The organism is Methylobacterium sp. 17Sr1-1 (assembly GCF_003173775.1).
Classification (GTDB): domain Bacteria; phylum Pseudomonadota; class Alphaproteobacteria; order Rhizobiales; family Beijerinckiaceae; genus Methylobacterium.
Map to the genome: position 1 here is coordinate 3,673,220 of NZ_CP029552.1, position 26,182 is coordinate 3,699,401.

Consider the following 26,182-nt stretch of genomic DNA (forward strand, 5'->3'; position numbering starts at 1 on the left):
GATCGTCTCCGTGAGAGCGCCCCGTCCTCCGTCTCCGATCATCGTCGTCGATACCAACATCATCCTGAGCGTCGCCCTGGGGCGACGATCCCGCCCCGCCTTCGAGATCATTCGGGCGCGGAGAGAACTCGTCACATCGGTCCGATCCGTCGAAGAGGCCCTAGGCGTGCTCCACGACCTGAAGGGCGTGCGCGAGACGATGACGGCGCAGACAGAAGCGATTCTGCGCGATCTCGCGATCGTTGAGGCGGCGGCCTATGCCAAGTCTTTGCCCGAGGCCACGCACGTCCTCTCTCACGCCGTCGCCTTCCGCAACGGCTCGACCAGCGACGCCCACTTCCTCGCCTGCGCCTGGCTGCTAGATGCCGACATCTGGAGCCACGACCGCGACTTCGCCGGGACCGGCTGGCCGTCCTGGTCGAACGCCAACCTGCTGCGCTCCCTCGATGCGTCCTAATCCCCCGGCGATTTTCCCATCCGCCCTTGCCGATTGAGAACAAAACGAGTACATAAAACCCAGCCGCGCGATTGAGACTTGCCGCCCCTCCTGCCATAAGGACCCGCCGAGATGGCTCAGCCCCAGATGCGACTGGTGGAAAACCCGACCATGGACAAAGACAAGTCGAAGGCGATCGACGCCGCCCTCGCCCAGATCGAGCGCGCCTTCGGCAAGGGCTCGATCATGCGGCTCGGCAAGGGCGACAAGGTGCAGGAGGTCGAGGTCGTCTCGACCGGCTCGCTCGGCCTCGACATCGCGCTCGGCGTCGGCGGCCTGCCGCGCGGGCGCGTGATCGAGATCTACGGGCCGGAATCCTCCGGCAAGACCACGCTCGCCCTCCACACCATCGCCGAGGCCCAGAAGAAGGGCGGCGTCTGCGCCTTCGTGGATGCCGAGCACGCCCTCGACCCGGTCTATGCCCGCAAGCTCGGCGTCAACCTCGACGACCTCCTGATCTCGCAGCCCGATACCGGCGAGCAGGCCCTCGAGATCACCGACACCCTGGTGCGCTCCGGCGCCATCGACGTGCTGGTGGTCGATTCGGTGGCCGCGCTGACCCCGCGGGCCGAGATCGAGGGCGAGATGGGCGACCAGCAGCCGGGCCTCCAGGCCCGCCTGATGAGCCAGGCCCTGCGCAAGCTCACCGGCTCGATCTCGCGCTCGAACTGCATGGTCATCTTCATCAACCAGATCCGGATGAAGATCGGCGTGATGTACGGCAGCCCCGAGACCACGACGGGCGGCAACGCGCTGAAGTTCTACGCCTCGGTGCGGCTCGACATCCGCCGCATCTCGACCCTCAAGGACCGCGACCAGCCGATCGGCAACAGCGTCCGGGTCAAGGTGGTCAAGAACAAGGTGGCGCCGCCGTTCAAGCAGGTCGAGTTCGACATCATGTTCGGCGAGGGCGTGTCGAAGGTCGGCGAGCTGATCGACCTCGGCGTCAAGGCCGGCATCGTCGAGAAGTCGGGTGCCTGGTTCTCCTACGACAGCCAGCGCCTCGGCCAGGGCCGCGAGAACTCGAAGGGCTTCCTGCGCGACAATCCCGACATCGCCAACAAGATCGAGGCCTCGATCCGGCAGAATTCGGGATTGGTCGCCGACAAGATCCTCGAGAACGCGACGCCGACGGCCGACGACCTCGACGAGGGATCGGCCTGATCCGACGGATCGGGTCCGGCGATATCCGGGGCCGCCGCGCGACGAGCGCGGCGGCCCTTTTTCGTCACGGAGCGCCCGGCCCGGCCCAGCCGAACAGCCCGGCGAACACGAAGCCGATGCCGACGATCGCGACTCCCCAGACCGGCGTGCGGATCCACGGAATGCCGAAGCCGTAGATCGGCAGGTAGAGGAGCCGGGCCCAGAAGTAGAGCGTGGCGCCCCAGGCCACCGCGCCGCCCTGCCTCCCTGAGACCGACGCGGCCAGCACCAGGGCGGCGAAGAGCGGGAAGGTCTCGAAGAAGTTCCTCGACGCGCGCTGGAGGCGCGCCGCGGCCCCGGTGACCTCGCCCTCGCTCTCGCGGTTGCCCGCCGCCCAGGTCAGCCCGCCACGCTGGCCGAGGCCGGAGGCGGAGGCCGCCACGATGTGGACGAAGCCGAGGGCGGCCGAGAAGGCGAGGAGGCGGATTTCGTCGGTCATGGGGCACGGGTCCTGCCGGGCGGGCCGGCGGCCGCGCTTGCGTCAGGCTCAGATAGCGGCCCGGGCCCGCCTCGACACGGGGGGAGCGCGTGACTAAAGACACGCGGATGCATCCGCGGGCCGCCCGCGATGCGCCGATGTCCTGAGCCCGCCCGCCCGGCCCGCCTTCCGCAGAGACGATTCTTCCCATGAGTGGCGTCAACGAGATCCGGTCCACCTTCCTGGACTACTTCGCCAAGCACGGCCACGAAGCGGTGCCGTCCTCGCCGCTGGTGCCGCGCAACGATCCGACGTTGATGTTCACCAACGCCGGCATGGTGCAGTTCAAGAACGTCTTCACCGGCGTCGAGAAGCGGCCCTACCAGCGCGCCGTCACGGCTCAGAAATGCGTGCGCGCCGGCGGCAAGCACAACGATCTCGACAATGTCGGGTACACGGCGCGCCACCACACCTTCTTCGAGATGCTGGGCAATTTCTCGTTCGGCGACTATTTCAAGCCGCTGGCGATCGAGCTCGCCTGGAACCTCGTCACGAAGGAATTCGGGCTCTCGCCCGAGAAGCTCCTGGTCACGGTCTACGCCGACGACGAGGACGCCGCCACCCTGTGGCGCAAGATCGCCGGTTTCTCCGACGACCGCATCATCCGCATCGGCACCTCCGACAATTTCTGGCAGATGGGCGATACCGGTCCTTGCGGGCCGTGCTCGGAGATCTTCATCGACCAGGGCCCGGAGCTGTGGGGCGGCCCGCCCGGCAGCCCGGAGGAGGACGGCGACCGCTTCCTCGAATTCTGGAACCTGGTGTTCATGCAGTACGAGCAGATCGAGCCCGGCAACCGGGTCGACCTGCCGCGGCCCTCGATCGATACCGGCATGGGCCTCGAGCGCATGGCGGCGATCCTCCAGGGCGTGAAGAGCAACTACGACACCGACCTGTTCCGCAGCCTCATCGACGCCGTGGCGCATCAGGTCGGGCGGGCGCCCGAGGGCAAGCAGACCGCCTCCTACCGGGTCATCGCCGACCACCTGCGCGCCTCGTCCTTCCTCGTCGCGGACGGGGTGCTGCCGAGCAACGAGGGCCGCGGCTACGTCCTGCGCCGGATCATGCGCCGGGCCATGCGCCACGCCCAGCTCCTCGGCTCGCGCGATCCGATGATGTATCGCCTGGTGCCGACGCTGGTGCGCGAGATGGGCCAGGCCTACCCCGAGCTCGCGCGGGCCGAGAGCCTGATCGCCGAGACCCTGCGCCTGGAAGAGACGCGCTTCCGCCGCACGCTGGAGCGCGGCCTCTCGATCCTCGACGCCGAGACCCGCGACCTCTCGGAGGGGCAGAGCCTGTCGGGCGAGACCGCCTTCACCCTCTACGACACCTACGGCTTCCCCCTCGACCTGACGCAGGACGCGCTCAAGTCCCGCGGGATCGCCGTCGACACCGACGGCTTCTCGGCCGCGATGGAGCGCCAGCGCGCCGCGGCGCGAGCCGCCTGGTCGGGTTCCGGCGAGGCGGCCACCGAGACCCTGTGGTACGCCCTTCGCGAGCGCACCGGCGCCACCGAGTTCCTCGGCTACGACACCGAGGAGGCCGAGGCGGTCGTCACCGCGCTGGTGCGCGGCGCCGACGAGGTCGAGGGGATCGCGGCCGGCGAGGAGGGCCTCCTCGTCGTCACCCAGACGCCGTTCTACGGCGAGTCCGGCGGCCAGGTCGGCGATACCGGCACGATCACCGGCCAGGGTCTCAAGGCCCGCGTCACGGCGACCGAGAAGAAGCTCGGCGATCTCTTCGTCCACCACGTCGCGGTGGAGGAGGGGGCCCTGAGCCTCGGCCAGCCGGTCGAGCTGAAGGTGGATCACGGCCGCCGCTCGGCGATCCGCGCCAACCACTCCGCCACCCACCTGCTGCACGAGGCCCTGCGCCAGGTGCTCGGCGACCACGTCGCCCAGAAGGGCTCGCTCGTCGCCCCCGAGCGCCTGCGCTTCGACATCAGCCACCCGAAGCCGATCGAGCCCGACGAACTGGCGCAGGTCGAGGAGATCGCCAACCGCGTGCTGCTCCAGAACGAGCCCGTGGTGACGAAGCTGATGGCGGTCGACGACGCCATCGCGTCGGGCGCCCGCGCGCTGTTCGGCGAGAAGTACGGCGAGGAGGTCCGGGTGGTCTCGATGGGCCGCGATCATGCCCCCGACGGCCGGGCCAAGACCTTCTCGATCGAGCTCTGCGGCGGCACGCATGTCGGGCGCACCGGCGATATCGGCGTCGTCACGATCCTCGCCGAGAGCGCCGTCGGCGCCGGTGTGCGCCGGATCGAGGCGATGACCGGCGACGCCGCCCGCCGCCACCTCGCCGGCGAGAGCCGCCAGCTCGCGGCGCTCGCGGGCCTGCTCAAGGTGTCGGTCGCCGAGGCGCCCGAGCGTCTGGCGGCCCTCCTCGACGAGCGCCGCCGGATGGAGCGCGAACTCTCCGACGCGCGCCGCAAGCTCGCCATGGGCGGGGGCGGCAGCGGGGGCGAGGACGCCGTGCAGGACGTCGCCGGCACCAAGCTGATGGCACGCGTCGTGCAGGGGGTCGAGATGCGCGACCTCAAGAGCCTGGCCGACGAGGGCAAGAAGCGGCTCGGCTCCGGGATCGTGGCGATCGTCGGCGTGGCGCCGGACGGCAAGGCCGGCCTCGTCGTCGGGGTGACCGAGGACCTGACCGGCCGCTTCGACGCCATCGCCCTGGTGCGGGCGGGATCGGAGCGGCTCGGCGGCAAGGGTGGCGGCGGACGCCGCGACATGGCCCAGGCCGGCGGTCCCGACGGCGCGGCGGCCGAGGCCGCCCTCGAGGCGATCACGGCGGCGCTCGCGGCCGCTTGAGACGGATGATGCCGCGCGGGCGCCCGGTGTCGACATCGAGGCGTCACGCGTGATGCTCTAAGGCTGCAGGCCGGACCTGCGCGACGCGGAAGATGCAGACGTGGTCGGGCGGGATCGCCCGGCCGCGGCCATCTCTGTCCGTTCAACGAGCGCCTCGCGCCGTCATCGCAAATATTGCCGCGGTGATCCCGCAATGGCGCTCCGCCGAAAGCCGGTCCTGCGCGCGGCGCGCCGGCCGTGATGCAGTGTCGCCTCTTGCGGCTGATCCCGGTCGGCATCAGCCGACCTTGCTCATCTCGCATCGTCGAAGTAGAGGCTGCGGGACTACGCCCCTGGCAGGGCCGGCCGACGCGGTTATGCCATGATTGCGGGGCATGAGCCCCGGTATTCGCCAGGCCGTGCGATTTCGGAAGGTGGGCAGGAATGCAGGTCATCGATCAGGCGATCCCGGCGGTGAAGCTCGTGGTCCCGAAGCGGCACGGCGATGCGCGCGGCTGGTTCTCGGAAACCTACCGGGCCGACATCCTGGCGGCGCACGGGATCGAGGACCACTTCATCCAGGACAACCAGTCCTTCTCGGCGCAACAGGGCACCGTCCGCGGCCTGCACTTCCAGCGCCATCCCTTCGCCCAGGCCAAGCTGATCCGGGCGCTCTCGGGCGCGATCCTCGATGTCGTGGTCGACCTGCGCCGCGATTCGCCCACCTACGGCCGGCACGTCGCCGCCCGCCTCGACGCCGCGAGCGGCCATCAGCTCTACGTGCCGATCGGCTTCGGCCACGGGTTCTGCACCCTCGAGCCGGACACGATGGTGGCCTACAAGGTCGCCGGCGGCGTCTACAGCCCCGAGCACGATGGCAACCTGCTCTGGAACGATCCGGATCTCGGCATCGACTGGCCGGTGAGCGAGGCCGAGGCCCAGCTCTCGGCCAAGGACAAGGTCGCGCCCCGCTTCGCCGACCTGCCCCCGCTGTTCTGACGCCCCCGCGGCCGACCCCCTTCCCTCGGAGATCACCCACCCCATGCGCATCCTCGTCACGGGCGGCTGCGGCTTCATCGGCTCGGCCCTGGTCCTGCACCTCGTCCAGGACCTCGGCCACGAGGTCCTGACCCTCGACGCGCTCACCTACGCGGCGAACCCGATCTCCCTGATGCCGCTCAAGGGCGACAACCGGCATCGCTTCGCGGAGGCCGACATCTGCGACCACGAGAAGGTCGCGGGCCTCTTCGAGGAGTTCCGGCCCCAGGCCGTGATGCATCTCGCCGCCGAGAGCCACGTCGACCGCTCGATCACCGGGCCGGGCGCCTTCATCCGCACCAACGTCGTCGGCACCCAGGTGATGCTGGAGGCGGCCCGTGCCTACTACAACAGGCTGGAAGGCGCGGAGCGCGACGTCTTCCGCTTCCTCCACGTCTCGACCGACGAGGTCTACGGCTCGCTGCCCCCGGGCGGCTTCTTCACCGAGGACAGCCGCTACGACCCGCGCTCGCCCTACTCGGCCTCGAAGGCGGCCTCCGACCACCTGGCGCGGGCCTGGCACGAGACCTACGGCCTGCCGGTGCTGGTGACCAACTGCTCGAACAATTACGGGCCGCGGCACTTCCCCGAGAAGCTGATCCCGCTGATGATCCTCAACGCGCTGGAGGGCAAGAACCTCCCCGTCTACGGCGACGGCCAGAACGAGCGCGACTGGATCCACGTCGAGGACCATGCCCGCGGCCTCGTCGCGGTGCTGGAGAAGGGCCGGATCGGCGAGACCTACCTGCTCGGCGGCCGCTCGGTGCGCAACAACCTCGACGTGGTGAAGACGCTCTGCGCCATCTTCGACCGGCTGCGTCCCGAGGCCGGCCCGCACGAGCGCCTGATCCAGTTCGTCACCGACCGCCCGGGTCACGACCGGCGCTACGCCATCGACCCGAGCAAGGCCGAGGCCGAGGTCGGCTACAAGCCCTCCCGCACCTTCGAGCAGGCGCTCGAGGACACCGTGCGCTGGTACCTCGACAACGAGTCCTGGTGGCGTCCGATCCGCGAGGGCCGCTATTCCGGCGAGCGTCTCGGCCTGAGCGCGGAGTAACGCCATGGCGCGGGACATCCTCGTCCTCGGCGGCGGCGGCCAGGTCGGCACCGAATTGCAGCGGCACTCCTTCGGGGCGGACGTGGTCATCCACGCCCCCACCCGGGAGGCCCTCGACATCACCGACGAGGCGGCGGTCGCCCGCGCCGTCGCCGAGCGCGCTTACGCGGCGGTGATCAACACCGCCGCCTACACGGCGGTCGACAAGGCCGAGAGCGACGTGGCGGCGGCCTGGCGGCTGAACGCGCTCGCTCCCGCCTATCTGGCGGCGGAGACGGCGAAGGCCGGCATCCCGCTGATCCACGTCTCGACCGACTACGTGTTCGACGGCTCGGGCAAAGGCGCCTACCCCGCCGACGCCCCCGTGAACCCAGTGAGCGTCTACGGCGCCAGCAAGGCCGCCGGCGAGATGGCGGTGCGCACCGGCAACCCGCGCCACGCGGTGGTGCGCACGGCCTGGGTGGTGAGCCCGCACCGGGCGAACTTCGTCAAGACGATGCTGCGGCTCGGCGCCGAGCGCGACAAGCTGACGGTGGTCGACGACCAGCGCGGCTGCCCGACCTCGGCCGGCGATCTCGCGGCCGCGCTTGGCGCGATCGCCCTGCGCTTCGCCGCGGACGCGGCGGCGCCCGCCGGCACCTATCACTGCGTCAATGCCGGGGCGACGACCTGGTACGACTTCGCGAAGGCCATCATGGCCGGTGCGGCGGCACGCGGCGCCCGCGCGGTGCCGGTCGAGCCGATCCCCAGCACGGCGTTCAAGACCCCGGTTACCCGGCCGGCCAATTCCGAGCTCTCGACGGAGACGCTGACTCGCGCCTTCGGCCTCACGCCCCGGCCGTGGAGCGAAGCCCTCGACGACATCCTGGACCAGCTGATCGGTCCCGCGGCGAACCGCGCCTGAAGGAGAATCACACCATGAAGGGCATCGTGCTCGCCGGCGGATCCGGCACGCGGCTGCACCCGGCGACGCTGGCGATCAACAAGCAGCTGCTGCCGGTCTACGACAAGCCGATGATCTACTATCCGGTCTCGGTGCTGATGCTGGCCGGCATCCGTGACATCCTGCTGATCTCGTCGCCGGAGCACATCGACAACTACAAGCGCCTGTTCGGCACCGGCGAGCAGTTCGGGATCCGCATCTCCTACGCGCTGCAGCCGAAGCCGGAGGGGCTGGCCCAGGCCTTCATCATCGGCCGCGAGTTCGTCGGCGACGATTCGGTCGCGCTGGTGCTCGGCGACAACCTGTTCTTCGGCGCCGGCATGCGCCAGCTCCTGGCCAAGGCCCGCGAGCGCGAGACCGGCGCCACGGTGTTCGCCTACCACGTCGACCACCCGGAGGCCTACGGCGTCGTCACCCTCGACAAGCAGGGCCGGGCCACCAAGCTCGTCGAGAAGCCGAAGAACCCGGAATCGCCCTGGGCGGTGACCGGCCTGTACTTCTACGACAACCAGGTGCTCGACATCGCGGCGGCGGTGAAGCCCTCGCCCCGCGGCGAACTCGAGATCACCGACGTCAACCAGGCCTATCTCGACCGCGGCCAGCTCCACGTCGAATGCATGTCGCGCGGCTATGCCTGGCTCGACACCGGGACCCACGACAACCTGCTCGAAGCGGGCGAGTTCGTGCGCGTCATCCAGCACCGCCAGGGCATGCAGGTCGCCTGCCTGGAGGAGATCGCCTACCTGCAGGGCTTCATCACCCGCGAGCAGGTGGTGGCCCGCGGTCAGCTCTTCGCCAAGACCAACTACGGCCAGAGCCTGCTGCGCCTCGCCCGCGAGGAGGAGCCGGGCCAGGGTCTCTCCTGAACCGAAACGTCGAATCGTCGGGTCGAGGGCCGCGCCACCCCCGCGAGGGGAGGGCGCGGCCTTGTCCGTTCCGGGCCTGCGCCAGCCCCACCGAGACCTGTGCCTCGCCCGAAAAGACCGTGTTTTCGCCGCACCCCGGCGCGTGCTAAGGCCGCTTCACTGCCAAGTCTGACGCGGGGCAAGTCCCTACGTCGGCAGCCTCTCCGGCGGGCGCGCGACTCTTCTTCAGGAATGGGCGACAGCATGAAGGACATTCTCGATCGGCTCGACCAGCGGCGCGCGCAGGCGCGGGTCGGCGGCGGCGAGAGCCGGGTCGCGGCGCAGCACAAGCGCGGCAAGCTCACCGCGCGCGAGCGCATCGAGCTCCTCCTCGATTCCGGGTCGTTCGAGGAGTTCGACATGTTCGTGCAGCACCGCTCGATCGATTTCGGGATGGAGAAGCAGAAGATCCCGGGCGACGGCGTCATCACCGGCTGGGGCACCATCAACGGCCGCGCCGTCTTCGTGTTCTCCAAGGACTTCACGGTCTTCGGCGGCTCGCTCTCCGAGGCGCACGCCCAGAAGATCATCAAGGTCCAGGACATGGCGCTCAAGATGCGCGCCCCGATCATCGGTCTGTTCGATGCCGGCGGCGCCCGCATTCAGGAGGGCGTCGCGGCGCTCGGCGGCTACGGCGAGGTGTTCAAGCGCAACGTCACGGCGTCCGGCGTGATCCCGCAGATCTCGGTGATCATGGGGCCGTGCGCCGGCGGCGACGTCTACTCGCCGGCGATGACCGACTTCATCTTCATGGTGCGCGACACGAGCTACATGTTCGTGACCGGGCCGGACGTGGTCAAGACCGTGACCAACGAGGTGGTGACGGCGGAAGAGCTCGGCGGCGCCAAGGTCCACACCTCGAAGTCCTCGATCGCCGACGGCTCCTACGAGAACGACGTCGAGGCGCTGCTGCAGATCCGGCGCCTGATGGACTTCCTGCCGGCGAACAACCAGGCCGGCGTGCCGGAGATCGAGAGCTTCGACGATCCCGCCCGCCTCGACCGCAGCCTCGACACCCTGATCCCCGACAACCCGAACAAGCCCTACGACATGGGCGAGCTGATCCGGCGGGTCGTCGACGAGGGCGACTTCTTCGAGATCCAATCGGCCTACGCCCGCAACATCATCACGGGCTTCGGCCGCATCGAGGGCCGCACCGTCGGCTTCGTCGCCAACCAGCCGATGGTGCTGGCGGGCGTCCTCGACTCGGACGCCTCGCGCAAGGCCGCCCGCTTCGTGCGCTTCTGCGACGCCTTCTCGATCCCGATCTGTACCTTCGTCGACGTGCCGGGCTTCCTGCCGGGCACCGCGCAGGAATATGGCGGGCTGATCAAGCACGGCGCCAAGCTCCTCTTCGCCTACAGCCAGGCGACGGTGCCGCTCGTCACCGTCATCACCCGCAAGGCCTTCGGCGGCGCCTACGACGTGATGGCGTCGAAGCATGTCGGCGGCGACGTGAACTACGCCTGGCCGACCGCCCAGATCGCCGTGATGGGCGCCAAGGGCGCGGTCGAGATCATCTTCCGCCAGGATCTCGGCGATCCGGACAAGATCGCGGCCCGCACGGCCGAGTACGAGGAGCGCTTCATGTCGCCGTTCGTGGCCGCCGAGCGCGGCTACATCGACGAGGTGATCATGCCGCACTCGACCCGGCGCCGCATCGCCCGGGCGCTCGCCATGCTCCGCACCAAGGAGAGCGAGCAGCCCTGGAAGAAGCACGACAACATCCCGCTGTGACGAAGACGGGCGGCGGAGCCCAGCTCCGCCGCCCTCGTCCCCGCGCCGTGGTCCTCGACCGCGTCAGCCGGTCTTCAGGAACTTCTCGACGCTGCCGGTCAGCCCGCCCGAATGGCCGGCCAGGCTCTCCGACACCATGCGGACGGATTCCGCGATCCGGCCGGTGGCGCTCGCCGCGTTCGAGACCGCCACGATGTTGGTCGAGACCTCCTGCGTCGTGGCCGCCTGCTGCTCGACGGCGCTGGCGATGGCGAGCGTCAGCCGCGACAGCTCCGCCACCGCGTTGGTGATGGTGGCGATCGCCGCCACCGCCTCGCCGGTCGCGCCCTGGATGTCGCCGATGCGCTGGGTGATCTCGCCGGTCGCCTTGGCGGTCTGGCCGGCCAGCTCCTTGACCTCCGCCGCGACGACCGCGAAGCCGCGCCCCGCCGCTCCGGCGCGGGCCGCCTCGATCGTGGCGTTGAGCGCCAGCAGGTTGGTCTGGTCGGCGATGGTCGAGATCATGCCGACGACCGAATCGACCTCGCGCGCCTTGTTCGAGAGGGTGCGCACCGTCGCGTCGGTCGCCTCGGCCTGGGCGGCGATCTGCTGGGCCCGCTCGGAGACCCGCCCGACTTGGTTCGAGATCTCCTGGATCGAGGCGGTCATCTCCTCGGAGCCCGCCGCCACCGTGGCGGCACGCTCGCGCGCCTCATCGGCCGAGTGGCCGAGGCCGGCGGCGGAGCGCTGCATCTCCTCGACGGCCGCCCCCATCGCGCTCACCACCTGCGACACGTCGGAGGCCATGTTCACCTGCGCGGTCACCACCGCCCAGGTCAGCATCGGCCCGAGATAGGTGCCGTCCGGCCCCATGATCGCCGAGACCTGGAGGTCGAGCGTCTCCGGCCCGAGCTTGATCTTGGTCCGGTGCGGCAGCCGGCTCGCATCCTTCAGCATCCGGCGCTGGTGCGAGGGGTCCTTGTGGAACACGTCGATCGAGGTGCCGACCATCAGGTCGGTCGAGACCGGCAGGTACTGCCCCAGCGGACCGAGCGTGCGGCGCGAGGCCTCGTTCATGTAGTCGATGCGGAACTCGTTGTGCGGATCGGCGGTCATCACCGCGACCGGCATCCCCTCGATCATCGTCAGCAGGCGGCTGATCTCGTTCTTCTTCTTGGTGATGTCGGCGGCGAGCTTCACCACCTTGACCGGCTTGCCGGAGGCGTCGAGGACCGGGTTGTAGGTCGCCTCGAGCCAGATGCGCTTGCGGTTCTTGCCGAAGCGCAGGAACTCGTCGGCGAAGAACTGACCGCTACGCAGCTTCGCCCAGAACTCGGCGTAGTCCGGCGCGGCGGAGGCCTCCGGATCGACGAACATCCGGTGATGCTGGCCAACGATCTCGTCGAGCCGATAGTCGAGAAGGCTGAGGAAGTTGGTGTTGGCCTGGATGACCTTGCCGTCGAGATCGAACTCGATGATGGCCAAAGACTTGTCGAATGCGGCCAACGTCGCGTCGGACACCGTCTCACGTTGCTTCCGGAACATGCCGCACTCTTGGCTGAGATCGAAAATCATCCAAGACTTGGACCGGAAGGCTTAAATTAGCCTTAAAAGGACAGTTTTGTATATATTCCTAGCGGCGGGCGCGACGGTTGTGCGGTCATCGCGCGGTGCGCGTAACGCGCGGACATTTCAGGAAAATGGTCCGCCGACATAGTGCGGCGGTACTGCGGCAGGGTTCGTGGTAGGGCGGGCCACCGGCCGTGGTTAACTGTAACGTCGCGCGCGCCGTCCCGCGGCCGCGCGGCATGACGCGGCGTTTGCGCCTGCCGTGAGCGAAGACCGGTCCCGCCGGAGGGAGGCCGGACGGGCCAAAGGATCGTCTCCCCCGGCCCGTCCGGTTCGCCAGGTGGCTCAGACAGCCGTCAGGCCCTGCTCGCGGATCCAGGCCTGGGTGCGGTCGAGGGCGGTGCCGAGCCGGTCGAACAGGGTATCGATCTCGTCCGGGCGGATCACCAGGGGCGGGCAGACCGCGACGCGGTCGCCGGTGAGGAAGCGGACGATCAGGCCCTCCTCCTGCGCGAAGGCGACGCAGCGGGCGGCCACGCCCGCCTTCGGGTCGTACTGGCGCTTCGTCGCCTTGTCGGCGACGATCTCGAGGCCGCCGATCAGGCCGAGGCCCTTCGCCTCGCCGACGAGCGGGTGCTCCTCCAGGGCCGACAGGCGGCGCTGGAAGTGCGGCGCCTTCTCGGCCGCGCCCTCGATGATCTTGTCGCGCCGGTAGATCTCGATGGTCTTCAACGCCACCGCGCTCGCCACCGGGTGACCCGAATAGGTGGTGCCGTGGCCGAAGGTGCCGATCTTGCGGCTCTGGTCCTGCATCGCCTGATACAGCGTCTCGTCGACGGTGACGCCGCCGAGCGGCATGTAGGCCGAGGTGAGCGCCTTGGCGAAGGACAGGCTGTGGGGCTTCATGCCCATGGCCTCGGAGCCGAACCAGGTCCCGAGCCGGCCGAAGCCGCAGATCACCTCGTCGGCGATCAGGCGCACGTCGTAGCGGGCGAGCACCGGCTCGATCGCGGCGAAATAGCCCTTCGGCGGCACGATGGCGCCGCCCGCACCCATCACCGGCTCGGCGATGAAGGCCGCCACGGTCTCCGGCCCCTCGCGCAGGATCATCTCCTCGAGCTCGGCCGCCAGGCGCGCCGAGTAGGCCTCCTCGCTCTCGCCGGCTTCCGCGCCGCGATAGTGGTGCGGGCAGGCGGCGTGCAGGAAGCCCGGCAGCGGCAGGTCCCAGTCGGCGTGGTTGGCGGTGAGGCCGGTGAGCGAGGCCGACGCCACCGTGACGCCGTGATAGCCCTTGTGCCGGCCGATGATCTTCTTCTTCTGCGGCCGGCCGAGCGCGTTGTTGAGGTACCAGGTCAGCTTGACCTGGGTGTCGTTGGCCTCCGAGCCCGAGGAGGTGAAGAACACCTTCGAGACCGGGATCGGCGCCAGCTCCTTCAGGGTCTCGGCGAGCTCGATCGCCGGGTCGTGGCTGCGGCCGGAGAACAGGTGGGTGAAGGGCAGCCGCGACATCTGCTCGCGGGCGGCCTCGACCAGCTCCTCGTTGGAATAGCCGAGCGCGGTGCACCACAGGCCCGCCATGCCCTCGAGATAGGGCCGTCCGTCGGTGTCGTAGACCCAGACGCCGTGGCCGCGCTCCAGCACCAGCGGCCCGGTCTGCCGGAAGGCCGCGAGGTTGGTGTAGGGGTGGATCAGGGTTTCGACGTCGCGGGTGGCGAGGTTCGAGAGCATCGTCTCTGTCACTTTCCTTTTCGCGAGGGAGCGCCGGACGGTCCCGGCGCGGCCTCAGATCCGGGCTCGGACCGAGCCCTGTCGCGGCGGAGCAGAATTCGCTTGCGCCGTCACACTAGCGGCGCGATGCCGACGCACAACCCGGGCCGCTCTCGCGGGCCGCCCGCACATTCCTGGTCAGACCGACGCGCATGCTCGACCCCGCCCAAATCGTCTCGACGCCCGCGCCCGGCCGGGCCTGCGGCGCCTGTACCCTGTGCTGCAAGGTCTACGACGTGCCGGCGGTGGAGAGCGTGGCCGGGGAATGGTGCCGCCACGCCAAGCCCGGCCGCGGCTGCGGCATCCACGAGACCCGGCCTGGCCATTGCCGCGCCTTCTTCTGCCTCTGGATGACCGAGGGCTGGCTCGGCCCGGAATGGAAGCCCGACAAGGCCAAGATGGTCTTAAGCCTCGACCCGACGACGCGCTTCCTGCACGTCCAGGTCGATCCGAGCCAGCCGACCGTCTGGCGGAGGGAGCCCTATTACGGCCAGCTCAAGCGCTGGGCGGCCGCCTCCCTGGCGCAGGGCCGGCACGTGCTGGTCTTCGTCAATTACAGCGCCACCGTGGTGCTGCCGGACCGGGACGAGCCGCTCGGCGTCTTCCTGCCCGGCGACCGGCTGTTTTCCCGCGAGCGGATGACGCCGAACGGTGTCGTCATCGAGGTGGAGAAGCGGACGGTGGCGTGAAGTGCTCCGGAAGCGGGGTCAGCCGCCGTCGGCCCGGGCGGCGTCGCGCCAGGCCAGCACCACCCGCTCCAGTTCGGCGACGTCGCCGGGGGGCAGGCGGCCCAGCGTCCGGGTGACGTAGGATTGCTGGGCCGCGATGCCGGTGCGGGCGAGCGCCAGCCCGGCCTCGGTCAGGTGCAGGGCGTGGGAGCGCCGGTCGCCGGGGATCGGGCGGCGTTCGACCAGGCCGGCCTCGACCAGGCGATCGATCAGCCCCGAGACGTTGCCCTTCGTCACGTAGAGCCGCTCGGCCAGGTCCTGCTGGGTCAGGCCCTCGCGCTCGGACAGGGTCGAGAGCACGTCGAATTGCGGGATCGACAGCCCGACGGCCTTGAGCTCCGCCGCCACCGCGGCCGAGACGCGCCGGTGCAGGCGGATGAAGCGGAACCAGACCCGCAGCGGGTCGGCCTCGGCCGGGGCGTCTGCCCCAGCCGCTCGGTGGGGGCGCGAGGATGCGGTCATCGAGATAGTTTACATCAGAACCATCCCGGCGCCAGAACCCTCCCGTCCCTACGATCCCGTTCTCACGATCCTGTTCTCCTGGCCCGCCGCTCCCCGCCCGGATGCCGCCCCGGGCCACGGTCTCAGTCCAAGGTCGTATCCTGTGCCGGAGCCGCCGCTCTCCGGCCCGCTCTAGCCGCCCCCGCACCGCTGCCATAAGCTAACGGCCGCAAGACCGCGGGCGCACAAGCCCCGGCGACGAGGGCCGCGACGACGAGCGCGGCTCCCCTGAGGAAGCCCAAGGGAAGGACGACACGCCATGCTCGGCCTGATGCAGGACTGGCCCCTGCTGATCCACCGCATCATCGATTACGCCGCGATCCAGCACGGCGCCCGCCCGGTCATCTCGCGCTCGGTCGAGGGACCGATGCACACGACCACCTATGCCGAGGTCCGCCAGCGCTCCTTGCGCCTGTCGAAGCGGCTCTCCGCCGACGGCATCCGCCTCGGCGACCGGATCGCGACGCTCGCCTGGAACACCTGGCGCCACCTGGAGGCCTGGTACGGGATCACCGGCATCGGGGCGATCTATCACACGGTCAACCCGCGGCTGTTCGAGGACCAGATCGCCTACATCATCAACCACGCCGAGGACCGGATCCTCCTCCTCGACCTGACCTTCGTGCCCCTGGTCGAGCGGCTGGCGGACAAGCTGCCGACGGTCGAGCGCTTCGTGATCCTCACCGACGGCGCCCACATGCCGCAGACCGCCTTGCGCAACGCCGTCGCCTACGAGGACTGGCTGGCCGAGGCCGACGGCGACTTCGCCTGGGCGACCTTCGAGGAGAACACCGCCGCCGGCCTCTGCTACACCTCGGGCACCACCGGCCTGCCGAAGGGCGTGCTCTACTCGCACCGCTCGAACGTGCTGCTCGGGCTGATGGTCAACAACCCGGCCTTCATCGCGTTGAAGCCCACCGACATGGCGATGCCGGTGGTGCCGATGTTCCACGCCAATGCCTGGGGCTTCGCCTTCGCGGCGCCGATGTCCGGCGCCGGGCTCGTCATGCCGGGGGCGAAGCTCGACGGCGCCTCGGTGCTCGACATCCTCGAGACCACCGGCGTCACGGTGACGGCGGCGGTGCCCACCGTCTGGCTCGGCCTGCTACAGCACCTCGACGCGACGGGCCAGCGCCTGACCCACCTCAAGCGCGTGGTGATCGGCGGCTCGGCCTGCCCGCGGGCGATGACCGAGCGCTTCGAGCGCGAATACGGCGTCACCGTCGACCACGCCTGGGGCATGACCGAGATGAGCCCGATCGGCTCGTACTGCTCGCTCAAGCCCGAGGTCGCCCATCTGGAAGGCGAGGAGCGCCTCGATCTCAAGATGAAGCAGGGCTACGCCCCGTTCGGCGTCGACTTCCGGCTCACCGACGACGAGGGCCGCGACCTGCCCTGGGACGGCACCACCTTCGGGCGGCTCAAGGTCTCCGGGTTCGCGGTCGCGAAGGCCTATTTCCGCTCGGACGAGCCGATCCTCGACGATCGCGGCTTCTTCGACACCGGCGACGTCGCCACCATCGATTCCAACGGCTACATGGCGATCACCGACCGCTCGAAGGACGTGATCAAGTCCGGCGGCGAGTGGATCTCTTCGATCGACCTCGAGAACCTGGCGGTCGGCCATCCGGACGTGGCGGAGGCGGCGGTGATCGGCGTGCAGCACCCGAAATGGGACGAGCGCCCGCTGCTGATCGTGGTGCCCAAGGAGGGCCGCACCCCCGACAAGGCCGACATCCTGGCCTTCATGGCGCCGCGCATCGCCAAGTGGTGGATGCCCGACGACGTGGTGGTGGTGGAGGCGATCCCCCACACCGCCACCGGCAAGATCCAGAAGACGACGCTCCGGGACCAGTTCCGCGACTACCGGCTGCCCGGGGCGGCGTGAGCGTCGGGGGCGGGCGCCGGCATGTCCGGGACTGTCCGGCAGCGGAAGAAGCGCGGGTTTCCTCCTCTCCCCGCGGGCGGGGAGAGGCCTGAGCTCCGGAGGGGCTCAGGGAGCCCGCGCAGCGAACCGCAGGTTCGCCGCGAGGGTGAGGGGGTGTTTCCGGAGGAGCCTCACGCGTCGATACCCCCTCACCCTCACTTCGGCTTCGCCTCCGCTCGTCGCTTGCACGACAAGCTGCAAGCGACCCTCTCCCCGCCCGCGGGGAGAGGGGAACGCCCGCGCCGGTCTCGTCGCCGGGTATTTTCTCGGAAGCCCGGCCGATGAAGAACCTGGCGCGACCTTATCGCGCGTCCGGTCCACCCTGACGAACGTCCCCGCGCGCCCATCTCGATCGAGGTGGACCTTGCGGCAGCGGCGAGAGGGTGAGCGTGCCGGACGATCTGACCGTCTACTACGATGGGGCCTGCCCGCTCTGCCGGACCGAGATCGGGCATTACCGGGGCTGTGCCGGAGCCGAGCGGGTGCGCTTCGTCGATCTCGCGACCTTGCATGACGACGCGTCCCTCGGCCCGGGGCTCGACCGGGCCGCCGCGCAGGCGCGGTTCCACGTGCGCGAGGCGGATGGGCGCCTGGTGTCCGGCGCGGCCGCCTTCGCCCGCCTGTGGCGCCGTCTGCCGGCCTGGCGCTGGCTCGGCCGGCTCGTCGAGGTCCGGGTGCTGGGTTGTCGTCCCGTGCTGCTCCTCGCGGAGGCGGCCTACCGCCTGTTCCTCCCGCTGCGGCCGTGCCTGGCGCGCGGCTTGAGCCGCAGCGGCGTTCTCCGGAATTCGGCGTGAGGCCCGGATCCGGCGGGGCGCCGCGCGGGTGCCTCGTCCCCCTGCAGGAAGGTGTCGCATGAGCAGTGCGGTCGTCGTCGGGGCCTCGGGCGGGATCGGGGGAGCCCTCGTGGCGGCGCTCGCCGCAAGCGGGGCGCACGAGGCGGTGTTCGCCCTGTCGCGCACGCCCGCGCCGCAGCCGGATCCCGTGCGGTCCGTGCCCGTCGACGTCACCGACGAGGAATCCGTCGCGGCAGCGGCGCGGACAATCGGCGAGGCCGGGCCGGTCGGCCTCGTCATCGTCGCGAGCGGCATCCTGCACGGGCCGGGCGTCTCCCCCGAGAAGGCGATCCGGGCCCTCGATCCGGCCGCGATGGCCGCCGTGATGGCCGTCAACGCGATCGGCCCGGCGCTGGTGGCCAAGCACCTCCTGCCGCTGATGCCGCGCAAGGGGCGCAGCGTCTTCGCCGCCCTCTCGGCGCGGGTCGGCTCGATCGGCGACAACCGTCTCGGCGGATGGTACGCCTACCGCGCCTCGAAGGCGGCGCTGAACCAGGTCCTGCGCACCCTCGCCGTCGAGACCGCGCGCACCCATCCGGAGCTGATCGTGGCGGGCCTCCATCCCGGGACGGTGCAGACGGCCCTGTCCCGGCCGTTCCGCCCGGATCCGGGGCCCGGCCTGTTCGCGCCGGAGGAGAGCGCCGCCCATCTCGTGCGGGTCCTCGACGGACTGCAGATCGGCGATTCCGGCGGGGTCTTCGCCTGGGACGGTCAGCCGGTCCCTCCGTGAGGCGAGGGCGCCCGGCGGTCGCGCCGCGTGCAACCAACGGCGGGATGGCGCGCTTGTCCCGGATGACATCCCTGATGGAGAGCGCAATGCCGATCTGGAAGACCGTGGCCGAGCTGGCGGCCGAGCGCAACATCGACCTCGCGACCGCCCAGGCCCTGGCCGACGCGACCAACTGCCCGAAGGTGTTCGGGCTGCACGGCACCGTCTACCTGATCTGACCACCGCCGCACCGGCCGGGCGTGCCTGCGGGCATCGCCCCGTCCGCTCCCGGCCGATCCGCCGGATCACCCTTAGCGGTCGTCGTCGCCCAAGCGCTGCGCGGTGCGCATCCTCGATATTCGTAAAGGTTTAATCCCGGCCGGCTACCGTGGGCGGCGTCATCATAGCGTATAGCGTCCCGGAATCATGAACAGCGGCACGGCGAAACTCGGATCGCTCGAAGACAGCACCGCACTCCTGCAGAGCCACGTATTGGCGATCTCCGAGGCGATCGCCCGGACGCGGCAGGAGATCGCCGAGATCCGGGAGGAGCAGGATGCCGGGCGCACCCGCGACGAGCTCAACGCCGTCGTGCGCGGCACCGAGCAGGCCACCGACACGATTCTGACGGCCTCGGAGACGGTCGATGCGCTGGCCGGCGGGATCGCCCGGCGAGCCGGAGACGACGCGACCCGGGACGACGCCCTGGCGATCCAGGCCCAGATGCAGACGATCTTCGAGGCCTGCAACTTTCAGGACCTGACCGGGCAGCGGATCGCGAAGGTCGTGCGGACCATCGTCCTCGTCGAGGAGCGGGTCGCCGAGATGATGCGGCTCTGGTCCGGTTCCACCTCGCCGTCGCAATCGGCCGCGGAGCGGCGCCAGGGCGAGGATTCCCTCCTCAACGGTCCCGCCCTTCCAGGCGATGCCGCCGTCTCGCAGGACGCCGTCGACGCGATGTTCCCGTAGGGGTTCGCGTCCGGGGACGGACGATCGGCGTCGTTTGTCGTGACGGATGGGCTGCGGGACAGTTCGGCGACGGTCCCGGTCCTCCCGGAGGAGGCTTTCGGCGCAGAATTGCGTGGGTCGAATGCCTGTTTGACTCACCGGCTGAGGCGACATCCTCCATCGTCGCCCCGGGACCGCGAGAGCCGAACCCGGGATCCATATCTGACGACGAGGCCGAACGAAGCAGCCGACGTTCCGCCTCATCCTGCTCCGTCGGCGGATCCCGGGTTCTCGACTTCGTCGAGCCCCGGGATGACGTGGAGAATTGTCGATAGTTCGGTCATTCTTTGTATCCGCTTCTGACGTGAATGCCTGCTCCGTCTCATGTGTACACGCCAGTCGTCCGCGCATGGCTGGTCCGGGCGACAAGCGGCTTGTCCAAGATCGATAGTACCGCGCGAGCGGTCGGCAGCGCGCCCGCACGATCCAGAATTCACAATCTTCGGTTGAAAAAGCGGATCGAGCGCAGCTTTCGCCGATCGGTCTTCTCGTCATCTTTTCGAGATGGATCGACCTTGGCGCAAGGCCCGATAAACCTTTGGTGAGCAACCGCGTCTGATCGTGTTGTCGGACTTGATTCCAGTCATGATGTATATATCAATTATATGAAAATTTTAACCTTTAACAAATGAACCGAATTCCCGCTCGATCGTTGATAGTGGCGATACGAAACAGAACGGGGCTTCGGGAATGCTGTGGAATAGCCGGGCGATGCGCATCCTCATCGGTGCGCTGCTGCTTGGGGCGGCGGTGCTCGCGGTGCTGCCGGCGCTGACCGGCTATACCAGCCTCGACGGGACGGTGAATGCCCGCTTCACCGTGATCGCCGCGCCGATCGAGGGCGTGGTGTCCGACACGCCCCCGAAGGTCGGGACCGCCGTTCCCGAGAGCACGCAGCTGTTCCGGATCCGGAACGAGCGCATCGCCCGCACGGCGGAGGCGCAGCTGGAGGCCGATCTCGGCGCGACGCGCGAGCGCCTGCGCGCCCTCGAAGGGCAGATCGGCTCGCTCTCCGCCATCAAGACCGACCTCGCCGCCCGGCTGAGGGAGTACCAGCAGGCCAGCATCACCAGCGTGCAGCAGGAGATCGTCATCCGCCAGCAGCGGATCACGGCGGCGCAGGCGCAGCAGGTCTCCGCGCAGGCCGACCTGGTGCGCAAGACGACGCTCGGCGCCACCGGTGTGGTGGCCGGCAGCTCCGTCGAGCAGGCGCGCGCCGCCTCGGTCGCGGCCACCAGCGAGCAGGCGATCGCCCGGGCCGACCTGGAGCGCCTCTCGCGCCAGCTGGAGGCGCTCCGAAAGGGCACCTTCGTCGGCGAAGGCCGCAACGACGTGCCCTACTCGCAGCAGCGCCAGGACGAGGTGGCGATCCAGCTCGCCAACGTGCAGATGCAGGCCCGGGCCGAGCGCGCCCGCATCCAGCAGCTCGAGCGCCAGATCGAACTCGAGCGCGACCGCAACGACCGGCTCTCGACCGCGGTGGTGCGCGTGCCCTTCGACGGCGTGATCTGGCGCAACAACGTCGTCGCCGGGTCCAACGTCGTCGTCGGCAACGAGCTGACACGGCTGCTCGATTGCCGCGACCTGTTCGTCGACATCCTGGTCAACGAGATCGACTACGACGACATCCATCCCGGCGCGGCCGCGGAGGTGCGGCTGCTGGGCAGCAGCCAGATCATCCCCGGCACGGTGCTCTCGGTGCGCGGGTCGAGCGCGGCGGTCGAGGAGACCGTGCTCGCCGCCGTCCAGCCGGAGAGCCGCGGCAAGAGCGCCCGCATCCGCGTCGCCCTCGCGCAGAGCCCGATGCAGCGCGACTTCGCGAATTTCTGCCAGGTCGGCCGCTCGGTGCAGGTCCGGATCGCCCGCGCCACCAAGAAGTATCAGTTCCTGAATGGGTTGAAGAGCCTGTGGTTCAGTATCTCGTAGACCTCGCCCCGACGCTCTTCGTCGTCGCGTTCTTCTTCCTGTTCAGCCTGAACTGGCCGCGCAACGCGACGTGGTCGCGGGCGATCACCTGCCTCGTCGTGCTGGGAATCGCCCTGCGCTACCTCGTCTGGCGCTTCACCGCGACGGTGCTGCCCTACCCCGTGGACTGGAGCTTCGGCTTCGTCTGGACGTGGTTCGTCTTCCTGGTCGAGCTCGGCGCCTTCGCCGACATCCTGCTGTTCCTGGTCGCGATGAGCCGCACCGTCGACCGCAGCGCCGAGGCCGACCGGCGCGAACGGGACTTCTTTGCCCGCGACGCCGCCGAGCTGCCGACCGTCGACGTGTTCATCCCGACCTACAACGAGCCGATCGACGTCCTGGAGCGCACCATCGTCGGGGCGCTCGCCCTCGAGTATCCCCGCGACAAGCTCACGGTCTACGTCCTCGACGACAAGCGCCGCGACTGGCTGCGGGAGTATTGCGAGAGCAAGGGCGCGATCCACGTCACCCGGCCCGACAATTCCCACGCCAAGGCCGGCAACATGAACAACGGCCTCACGGTCTCGTCGGGCGAGTTCATCGCCATCTTCGACGCTGATTTCGTGCCCTACCGCAACTTCCTGCGCCGCACGGTGCCGTTCTTCGCGGATCCGACGATCGGCATCGTCCAGACGCCGCAGCACTTCTTCAACAAGGACCCGGTCCAGTCCAACCTCAGCCTGGAGAAGGTGTGGCCGGACGAGCAGCGCCTGTTCTTCGACGAGATGGCGGCGAGCCGCGACGCCTGGGACGTCAGCTTCTGCTGCGGCTCGTGCTCCATCGCCCGCCGCTCGGCCCTCGACGAGATCGGCGGCTTCCCGCACGATTCGATCACCGAGGACCTGCTCACCACCCTGGCGCTGCTCAACCGCGGCTACAAGACCCGCTACCTCAACGAGCGCCTGTCGATGGGGCTCGCCGCCGAGAACTTGAAGGGCTACTTCGTCCAGCGCGGCCGCTGGTGCCGCGGCGGCATCCAGACGATCTACCTGCATAACGGCCCGTTGCGCGGCCCCGGCCTCACCCTGTTCCAGCGCTTCATGTTCCTGCCGCTGTCCTGGCTCGTCCAGTACACCGTCCGCTTCGTGATCCTGGTGGTGCCGGCGGTCTATCTCTGGACCGGCGCCGCGCCGCTCTACTTCACCGGCACGCAGGACATCGTCTGGTACCAGCTGCCGGTGCTGGCGGCCTATTTCCTGCTGATGGGCTGGCTGACGCCGACCCGCTACCTGCCGCTGGTCTCCTCGGCGGTCGGCGCCTTCGCGACCTTCCGCATGCTGCCGGTGGTGATCTCCAGCCTGGTGAAGCCCTTCGGCGTGCCGTTCCGGGTGACGCCCAAGGGCTCGGGCAACGAGGAATCGGCGTTCGACGCCTACACCTTCTTCTCGATCGCGTTCTGGATCGCCGTCACGGCCCTCGGCCTCGTCGTCAACATCGTGCCCGAATGGTCGCGGATCGGGGAGGGGGAGTTCTCGGTCGTTTCGGCCTGGTGGGCGGTCGTCAACATCGCGGTGCTGATGGTGGCGTCCCTGATCTGCTTCGAGAAGCCGAGGCCGCTCCTCGACAGCTTCGCGACGAACGAGCCGGCCCGGATCGAGCACGAGGACGCGGCCTTCGCCGGCCGGATCACCAGCCTCTCGCTCGACGGCGGCATCGTCGAGTTCGACGGAGAGCCGGCTCTGCGGGCCGGAGACTCGGTGATCGTCGAGATGGAGCGGTTCCCGCACCTGCGCGGCACCGTCGAAGCGGTGTCCCGCCTGGCGGGGGGCGGCTTCGCCATGAAGGTCCGCTACACCCTGGAGGGCGAGTGCCGCGACCGGATGATCGTGAAGCTCTATACCGGGCAGTACTCGCAGGACATCCACGAGCTCGACAAGTCGGCGATCGCCAGCGGCCTGTGGTCCCGCATGTTCGGCCGCACCGTGCGGGCGACCGCCTGACCCACATGCACCAGCACGGGCCTGTGCAGAAAGCGGATGCAGGGCTCGGGGCGGCGCCCCGGCGCGCGGAGCGCTTGACGCTGGGCCGGCGATTCCGGACCATGGCGTTGCACGATCGAAAATCCCCGCCCACATCTCCCCGATGCCCCTGATCGCCCGCCTTCGCGCCTACGCCGCCGAGATGTTCGGCGCGCCCGCCACGCCGCCCGACCCGGAGGCGGAGCAGCACCTCGCCGCCGTCGCCCTGCTCGTCCACGTGGCCCGGGTCGACGGCACGCTGGCCGCGGTGGAGCGCGACCGGCTCGCGCGCCTCCTCACCCACCGCTTCGCCCCCGACGAGGCGCGGGCGCGGGCGTTGATCGAGCGGGCCATCGGCTTCGACGACGAGACCCGCGACGTGGCCGAACTCGTCGAGATGATCGGCCGCGACGTGCCGGAGGAGGAGCGGCGCGGGCTCCTCGGCCTCGCCTGGGCGGTCGCCGCCGCCGACGGGCAGGTGCACGAATTCGAGGACGATCTCGTCTGGCGCGTCGGCCAGCTCCTCGGCTTCGACGACGCCGCGATCACCGCCACCCGGGCGGTCGCCCTGGCGGGCCTGCCGCTGCCGCAGGTCCCGGTCCGGTAGCCGGCGATGGTCAGCCCCTTCGTGATGCCGCCATCCGGGCGAAAGCCCGTGCTGCTGGTCCTGCACCAGGAGCAATCGACCCCCGGCCGCCTCGGCCGGCTGCTCCAGGAGCGCGGCCACTCCCTCGACATCCGCCGCCCCCGCTTCGGCGATCCCTTGCCGGAGACGATGCGGGACCATGCCGGCGCGGTGATCTTCGGCGGGCCGATGAGCGCCAATGACGGCGACGACTTCGTGCGCCGGGAGATCGACTGGATCCAGGTGCCGTTGCGCGAGGAGCGCCCCTTCCTCGGCCTGTGCCTCGGCGCGCAGATGCTGGCGAAGTGCCTCGGCGCCACGGTCTGCGCCCATCCCGACGGCAAGGCCGAGATCGGCTACTATCCGCTCCTGCCGACGGCGGCGGGGCGCGACTTGGAAGGCGAGATCGGCCAGCCCTGGCCGTCCCACGTCTATCACTGGCACCGGGAGGGCTTCACCTGCCCGGCGGGCGCCGACACGCTCGCCACCGGCGACGACTTTCCGACCCAGGCGATCCGGGTCGGGCCGGCGGCCTTCGGCCTCCAGTTCCATCCCGAGGTCACCCACGCGATGATCTGCCGCTGGACCGTGCGGGCCGCCGAGCGCCTGTGCCTGCCCGGCGCGCAGGACCGGGCGCGGCAGATCGAGGGCCGGCTGATGCATGACGGCCGCGTGGTGGCCTGGCTCGACGCGTTCCTCGACCACTGGCTCGCCGGGGCGGGCGTGCAGGCCGCCGCGCAGACCGCGTCATGATCGCCGCTTCATGATCCTCAGCCTGACCCTGCTGCTGCTCTGCCAGCTCGTCGGCGAGATCCTCGCCCGCACCTTCGCGCTGCCGGTCCCGGGCCCGGTCCTCGGCATGGCGCTGCTCCTCGGGGTGCTGACCTTGCGCGACCGGCGCCCCGGCGGGCTGCCGGCGCCGCTCACCGACGGCACGCTGGAGCGCACCGGCAAGGGGCTGCTCGCCCATCTCTCGCTGTTGTTCGTGCCGGCGGGCGCCGGGGTGATCGGCCGGCTCGACGTGCTGGCCGCCCACGGCCTCGCGCTCGCGGCGGCGCTGGTGGTCTCGACGGTGCTGGCGCTGGTCGCCACGGTCTACACCTTCGCCTATGTCGCGCGGCGGACCGGGCGGTGACGGGCGAGTTCGCCCTCTGGGTGTTCCTGTCGCGCACGCCGCTCCTGTGGCTCACCGTGACGCTCACCGCCTACGTCGTCGCCGACCGGGTCTCCGCCGCCACCGGCCGCCACCCGCTGGCCAACCCCGTGCTGCACGCGATCTGGATGGTCGGCCTGGTGCTGATCGTCACCCGCACGCCCTACGCGGTGTATTTCGAGGGCGCGCAATTCGTGCACTTCCTGCTCGGCCCCGCCACGGTGGCACTGGCGATCCCGCTCTACGAGCACCGCAAGACCGTGACCCGGGTGCTGGTGCCGATGCTGGCCGCCCTCGTCGTCGGCTCCACGGTCGCCCTCGTCACCGGCATCGGCACGGCCAAGCTCCTCGGCGTGCCGGACGCGATCCTGATCGCGCTGGCGCCGAAATCCGTCACCGCGAGCGTCGCCATGGGCATCACCTCGGCGCTCGGCGGCGACCCGACGCTGACCGCCGTGCTGGTGATCCTCACCGGCATCCTCGGCGCCATCGTGGTGACGCCGCTCCTCGACCGCCTCGGCATGAAGGATTACCGCGCCCGCGGCTTCGCGGCGGGGCTGGCCGCCCACGGCATCGGCACCGCCCGCGCCTTCCAGGTCAGCGAGGTCGCCGGCACCTTCGCGGGCATCGCCATGGGGCTCAACGCCTTCCTGACGGCGGTGCTGGTGCCGCTGGCACTGGCGGTGCTGCGGTAGGATCCGTCGAACCGGCCGGCGAAGGATTGACCCTCCATCGTCATCACGGGCTCCGCTGCGCGGCCCCGGGATGACCCTGCGGGTCGCGACCGTTGTCGGGCACTTGTGCGACTCGA

General features: G+C 69.8%; 24 protein-coding genes. 20 read left to right on the plus strand and 4 right to left on the minus strand.

All coding sequences use genetic code 11. The features are described 5' to 3' along the window. Positions 1-10: 10 nt before the first annotated feature. Together DK412_RS16520 and recA are read left to right on the plus strand one after the other, a co-directional pair. Positions 11-457: a PIN domain-containing protein gene (locus tag DK412_RS16520; protein ID WP_162596228.1), complete on the plus strand. Its 447-nt coding sequence runs from the start codon at positions 11-13 to the stop codon at positions 455-457. 111 nt (positions 458-568) lie between these two features. Next, positions 569-1,660, plus strand: a complete 1,092-nt coding sequence (recA, locus tag DK412_RS16525) for a recombinase RecA (protein WP_048449888.1) — start codon at positions 569-571, stop codon at positions 1,658-1,660. A 64-nt stretch (positions 1,661-1,724) separates the two neighbouring features. Here the strand turns inward: recA and DK412_RS16530 are convergent, their stop codons facing one another. After that, the gene (locus tag DK412_RS16530; protein ID WP_109972825.1) at positions 1,725-2,138 is read right to left on the minus strand and encodes an MAPEG family protein; all 414 of its coding nucleotides are present in this window, start codon (positions 2,136-2,138) and stop codon (positions 1,725-1,727) included. A 188-nt stretch (positions 2,139-2,326) separates the two neighbouring features. On the opposite strand from DK412_RS16530, the gene alaS reads away from it, so the two are divergent. The 6 genes from alaS to DK412_RS16560 all read left to right on the plus strand — a co-directional run bounded on the left by alaS (position 2,327) and on the right by DK412_RS16560 (position 10,649). After that, a complete protein-coding gene (gene alaS, locus DK412_RS16535; protein WP_109972826.1) occupies positions 2,327-4,990 on the plus strand; it encodes an alanine--tRNA ligase in 2,664 nt (887 codons plus the stop codon). Between the two features lie 423 nt (positions 4,991-5,413). Beyond that, a complete protein-coding gene (rfbC, locus tag DK412_RS16540; protein ID WP_109972827.1) occupies positions 5,414-5,968 on the plus strand; it encodes a dTDP-4-dehydrorhamnose 3,5-epimerase in 555 nt (184 codons plus the stop codon). A 43-nt stretch (positions 5,969-6,011) separates the two neighbouring features. After that, positions 6,012-7,064 carry a dTDP-glucose 4,6-dehydratase gene (gene rfbB, locus DK412_RS16545; RefSeq protein ID WP_109972828.1) on the plus strand — a complete coding sequence of 351 codons (1,053 nt, stop codon included), beginning with the start codon at positions 6,012-6,014 and terminating at the stop codon, positions 7,062-7,064. Positions 7,065-7,068: 4 nt separating this feature from the next. Further along, positions 7,069-7,968, plus strand: coding sequence for a dTDP-4-dehydrorhamnose reductase (rfbD, locus tag DK412_RS16550; RefSeq protein WP_109972829.1), 900 nt, complete (start codon positions 7,069-7,071; stop codon positions 7,966-7,968). Between the two features lie 14 nt (positions 7,969-7,982). Further along, the gene (gene rfbA, locus DK412_RS16555) at positions 7,983-8,873 is read left to right on the plus strand and encodes a glucose-1-phosphate thymidylyltransferase RfbA (protein ID WP_109972830.1); all 891 of its coding nucleotides are present in this window, start codon (positions 7,983-7,985) and stop codon (positions 8,871-8,873) included. A 243-nt stretch (positions 8,874-9,116) separates the two neighbouring features. After that, positions 9,117-10,649 (plus strand): acyl-CoA carboxylase subunit beta, encoded by a 1,533-nt coding sequence (locus DK412_RS16560; protein ID WP_109975314.1) that lies wholly within the window; start codon positions 9,117-9,119, stop codon positions 10,647-10,649. A 63-nt stretch (positions 10,650-10,712) separates the two neighbouring features. On the opposite strand, the gene DK412_RS16565 is transcribed toward DK412_RS16560, so the two are convergent. Both DK412_RS16565 and DK412_RS16570 read right to left on the minus strand, forming a co-directional pair. Then, positions 10,713-12,173: a methyl-accepting chemotaxis protein gene (locus DK412_RS16565; RefSeq protein WP_109972831.1), complete on the minus strand. Its 1,461-nt coding sequence runs from the start codon at positions 12,171-12,173 to the stop codon at positions 10,713-10,715. A 369-nt stretch (positions 12,174-12,542) separates the two neighbouring features. Then, on the minus strand, positions 12,543-13,925 hold the full coding sequence (locus DK412_RS16570) for an aminotransferase (RefSeq protein ID WP_109972832.1): 1,383 nt from the start codon (positions 13,923-13,925) through the stop codon (positions 12,543-12,545). A gap of 191 nt (positions 13,926-14,116) precedes the next feature. Here DK412_RS16570 and DK412_RS16575 point away from each other — a divergent pair, with 191 nt between their 5' ends. Next, complete coding sequence (locus tag DK412_RS16575) at positions 14,117-14,653, plus strand: hypothetical protein (protein ID WP_109972833.1); 537 nt, start codon at positions 14,117-14,119, stop codon at positions 14,651-14,653. Positions 14,654-14,671: 18 nt separating this feature from the next. On the opposite strand, the gene DK412_RS16580 is transcribed toward DK412_RS16575, so the two are convergent. Then, positions 14,672-15,154, minus strand: coding sequence for a MarR family transcriptional regulator (locus DK412_RS16580; protein ID WP_093566558.1), 483 nt, complete (start codon positions 15,152-15,154; stop codon positions 14,672-14,674). Positions 15,155-15,452: 298 nt separating this feature from the next. Between DK412_RS16580 and DK412_RS16585 the strand changes: the two genes are divergently transcribed. From DK412_RS16585 to DK412_RS16630, 11 genes are all read left to right on the plus strand, one after another. Further along, positions 15,453-17,081 (plus strand): long-chain-fatty-acid--CoA ligase, encoded by a 1,629-nt coding sequence (locus tag DK412_RS16585; RefSeq protein ID WP_109972834.1) that lies wholly within the window; start codon positions 15,453-15,455, stop codon positions 17,079-17,081. Between the two features lie 422 nt (positions 17,082-17,503). Next, positions 17,504-17,914, plus strand: a complete 411-nt coding sequence (locus DK412_RS16590; RefSeq protein WP_204165388.1) for a DUF393 domain-containing protein — start codon at positions 17,504-17,506, stop codon at positions 17,912-17,914. A 58-nt stretch (positions 17,915-17,972) separates the two neighbouring features. Continuing rightward, a complete protein-coding gene (locus DK412_RS16595) occupies positions 17,973-18,683 on the plus strand; it encodes an SDR family NAD(P)-dependent oxidoreductase (protein WP_109972836.1) in 711 nt (236 codons plus the stop codon). 86 nt (positions 18,684-18,769) lie between these two features. Further along, positions 18,770-18,901, plus strand: coding sequence for a hypothetical protein (locus tag DK412_RS31430; RefSeq protein WP_280953952.1), 132 nt, complete (start codon positions 18,770-18,772; stop codon positions 18,899-18,901). 187 nt (positions 18,902-19,088) lie between these two features. Continuing rightward, positions 19,089-19,631: a protein phosphatase CheZ gene (locus DK412_RS16600; protein WP_109972837.1), complete on the plus strand. Its 543-nt coding sequence runs from the start codon at positions 19,089-19,091 to the stop codon at positions 19,629-19,631. Positions 19,632-20,381: 750 nt separating this feature from the next. Next, positions 20,382-21,596: an HlyD family efflux transporter periplasmic adaptor subunit gene (locus DK412_RS16605; protein ID WP_245446998.1), complete on the plus strand. Its 1,215-nt coding sequence runs from the start codon at positions 20,382-20,384 to the stop codon at positions 21,594-21,596. After that, positions 21,578-23,575, plus strand: a complete 1,998-nt coding sequence (locus DK412_RS16610) for a glycosyltransferase (protein ID WP_109972839.1) — start codon at positions 21,578-21,580, stop codon at positions 23,573-23,575. Before DK412_RS16605 ends, DK412_RS16610 begins: the two co-directional genes overlap by 19 nt. A gap of 142 nt (positions 23,576-23,717) precedes the next feature. Then, positions 23,718-24,200 (plus strand): TerB family tellurite resistance protein, encoded by a 483-nt coding sequence (locus DK412_RS16615; RefSeq protein WP_093566563.1) that lies wholly within the window; start codon positions 23,718-23,720, stop codon positions 24,198-24,200. A 6-nt stretch (positions 24,201-24,206) separates the two neighbouring features. Further along, positions 24,207-24,971 (plus strand): glutamine amidotransferase, encoded by a 765-nt coding sequence (locus tag DK412_RS16620; RefSeq protein WP_245447000.1) that lies wholly within the window; start codon positions 24,207-24,209, stop codon positions 24,969-24,971. 10 nt (positions 24,972-24,981) lie between these two features. Continuing rightward, positions 24,982-25,353 (plus strand): CidA/LrgA family protein, encoded by a 372-nt coding sequence (locus DK412_RS16625; RefSeq protein WP_109972841.1) that lies wholly within the window; start codon positions 24,982-24,984, stop codon positions 25,351-25,353. After that, on the plus strand, positions 25,350-26,066 hold the full coding sequence (locus DK412_RS16630) for an LrgB family protein (protein WP_109972842.1): 717 nt from the start codon (positions 25,350-25,352) through the stop codon (positions 26,064-26,066). The genes DK412_RS16625 and DK412_RS16630 overlap by 4 nt, the downstream gene beginning before the upstream one ends. Positions 26,067-26,182 lie beyond the last annotated feature (116 nt).

What these genes read in the sequence shown, in the direction of transcription:
- recA (WP_048449888.1), top strand. Translation starts at nt 569, where the DNA reads ATGGCTCAGCCCCAGATGCGACTGGTGGAAAACCCGACCATGGACAAA.
- DK412_RS16530 (WP_109972825.1), bottom strand. Translation starts at nt 2,138, where the DNA reads ATGACCGACGAAATCCGCCTCCTCGCCTTCTCGGCCGCCCTCGGCTTC.
- alaS (WP_109972826.1), top strand. Translation starts at nt 2,327, where the DNA reads ATGAGTGGCGTCAACGAGATCCGGTCCACCTTCCTGGACTACTTCGCC.
- rfbC (WP_109972827.1), top strand. Translation starts at nt 5,414, where the DNA reads ATGCAGGTCATCGATCAGGCGATCCCGGCGGTGAAGCTCGTGGTCCCG.
- rfbB (WP_109972828.1), top strand. Translation starts at nt 6,012, where the DNA reads ATGCGCATCCTCGTCACGGGCGGCTGCGGCTTCATCGGCTCGGCCCTG.
- rfbD (WP_109972829.1), top strand. Translation starts at nt 7,069, where the DNA reads ATGGCGCGGGACATCCTCGTCCTCGGCGGCGGCGGCCAGGTCGGCACC.
- rfbA (WP_109972830.1), top strand. Translation starts at nt 7,983, where the DNA reads ATGAAGGGCATCGTGCTCGCCGGCGGATCCGGCACGCGGCTGCACCCG.
- DK412_RS16560 (WP_109975314.1), top strand. Translation starts at nt 9,117, where the DNA reads ATGAAGGACATTCTCGATCGGCTCGACCAGCGGCGCGCGCAGGCGCGG.
- DK412_RS16565 (WP_109972831.1), bottom strand. Translation starts at nt 12,173, where the DNA reads ATGTTCCGGAAGCAACGTGAGACGGTGTCCGACGCGACGTTGGCCGCA.
- DK412_RS16570 (WP_109972832.1), bottom strand. Translation starts at nt 13,925, where the DNA reads ATGCTCTCGAACCTCGCCACCCGCGACGTCGAAACCCTGATCCACCCC.
- DK412_RS16575 (WP_109972833.1), top strand. Translation starts at nt 14,117, where the DNA reads ATGCTCGACCCCGCCCAAATCGTCTCGACGCCCGCGCCCGGCCGGGCC.
- DK412_RS16580 (WP_093566558.1), bottom strand. Translation starts at nt 15,154, where the DNA reads ATGACCGCATCCTCGCGCCCCCACCGAGCGGCTGGGGCAGACGCCCCG.
- DK412_RS16585 (WP_109972834.1), top strand. Translation starts at nt 15,453, where the DNA reads ATGCTCGGCCTGATGCAGGACTGGCCCCTGCTGATCCACCGCATCATC.
- DK412_RS16595 (WP_109972836.1), top strand. Translation starts at nt 17,973, where the DNA reads ATGAGCAGTGCGGTCGTCGTCGGGGCCTCGGGCGGGATCGGGGGAGCC.
- DK412_RS31430 (WP_280953952.1), top strand. Translation starts at nt 18,770, where the DNA reads ATGCCGATCTGGAAGACCGTGGCCGAGCTGGCGGCCGAGCGCAACATC.
- DK412_RS16600 (WP_109972837.1), top strand. Translation starts at nt 19,089, where the DNA reads ATGAACAGCGGCACGGCGAAACTCGGATCGCTCGAAGACAGCACCGCA.
- DK412_RS16605 (WP_245446998.1), top strand. Translation starts at nt 20,382, where the DNA reads ATGCGCATCCTCATCGGTGCGCTGCTGCTTGGGGCGGCGGTGCTCGCG.
- DK412_RS16615 (WP_093566563.1), top strand. Translation starts at nt 23,718, where the DNA reads ATGCCCCTGATCGCCCGCCTTCGCGCCTACGCCGCCGAGATGTTCGGC.
- DK412_RS16620 (WP_245447000.1), top strand. Translation starts at nt 24,207, where the DNA reads ATGGTCAGCCCCTTCGTGATGCCGCCATCCGGGCGAAAGCCCGTGCTG.
- DK412_RS16625 (WP_109972841.1), top strand. Translation starts at nt 24,982, where the DNA reads ATGATCCTCAGCCTGACCCTGCTGCTGCTCTGCCAGCTCGTCGGCGAG.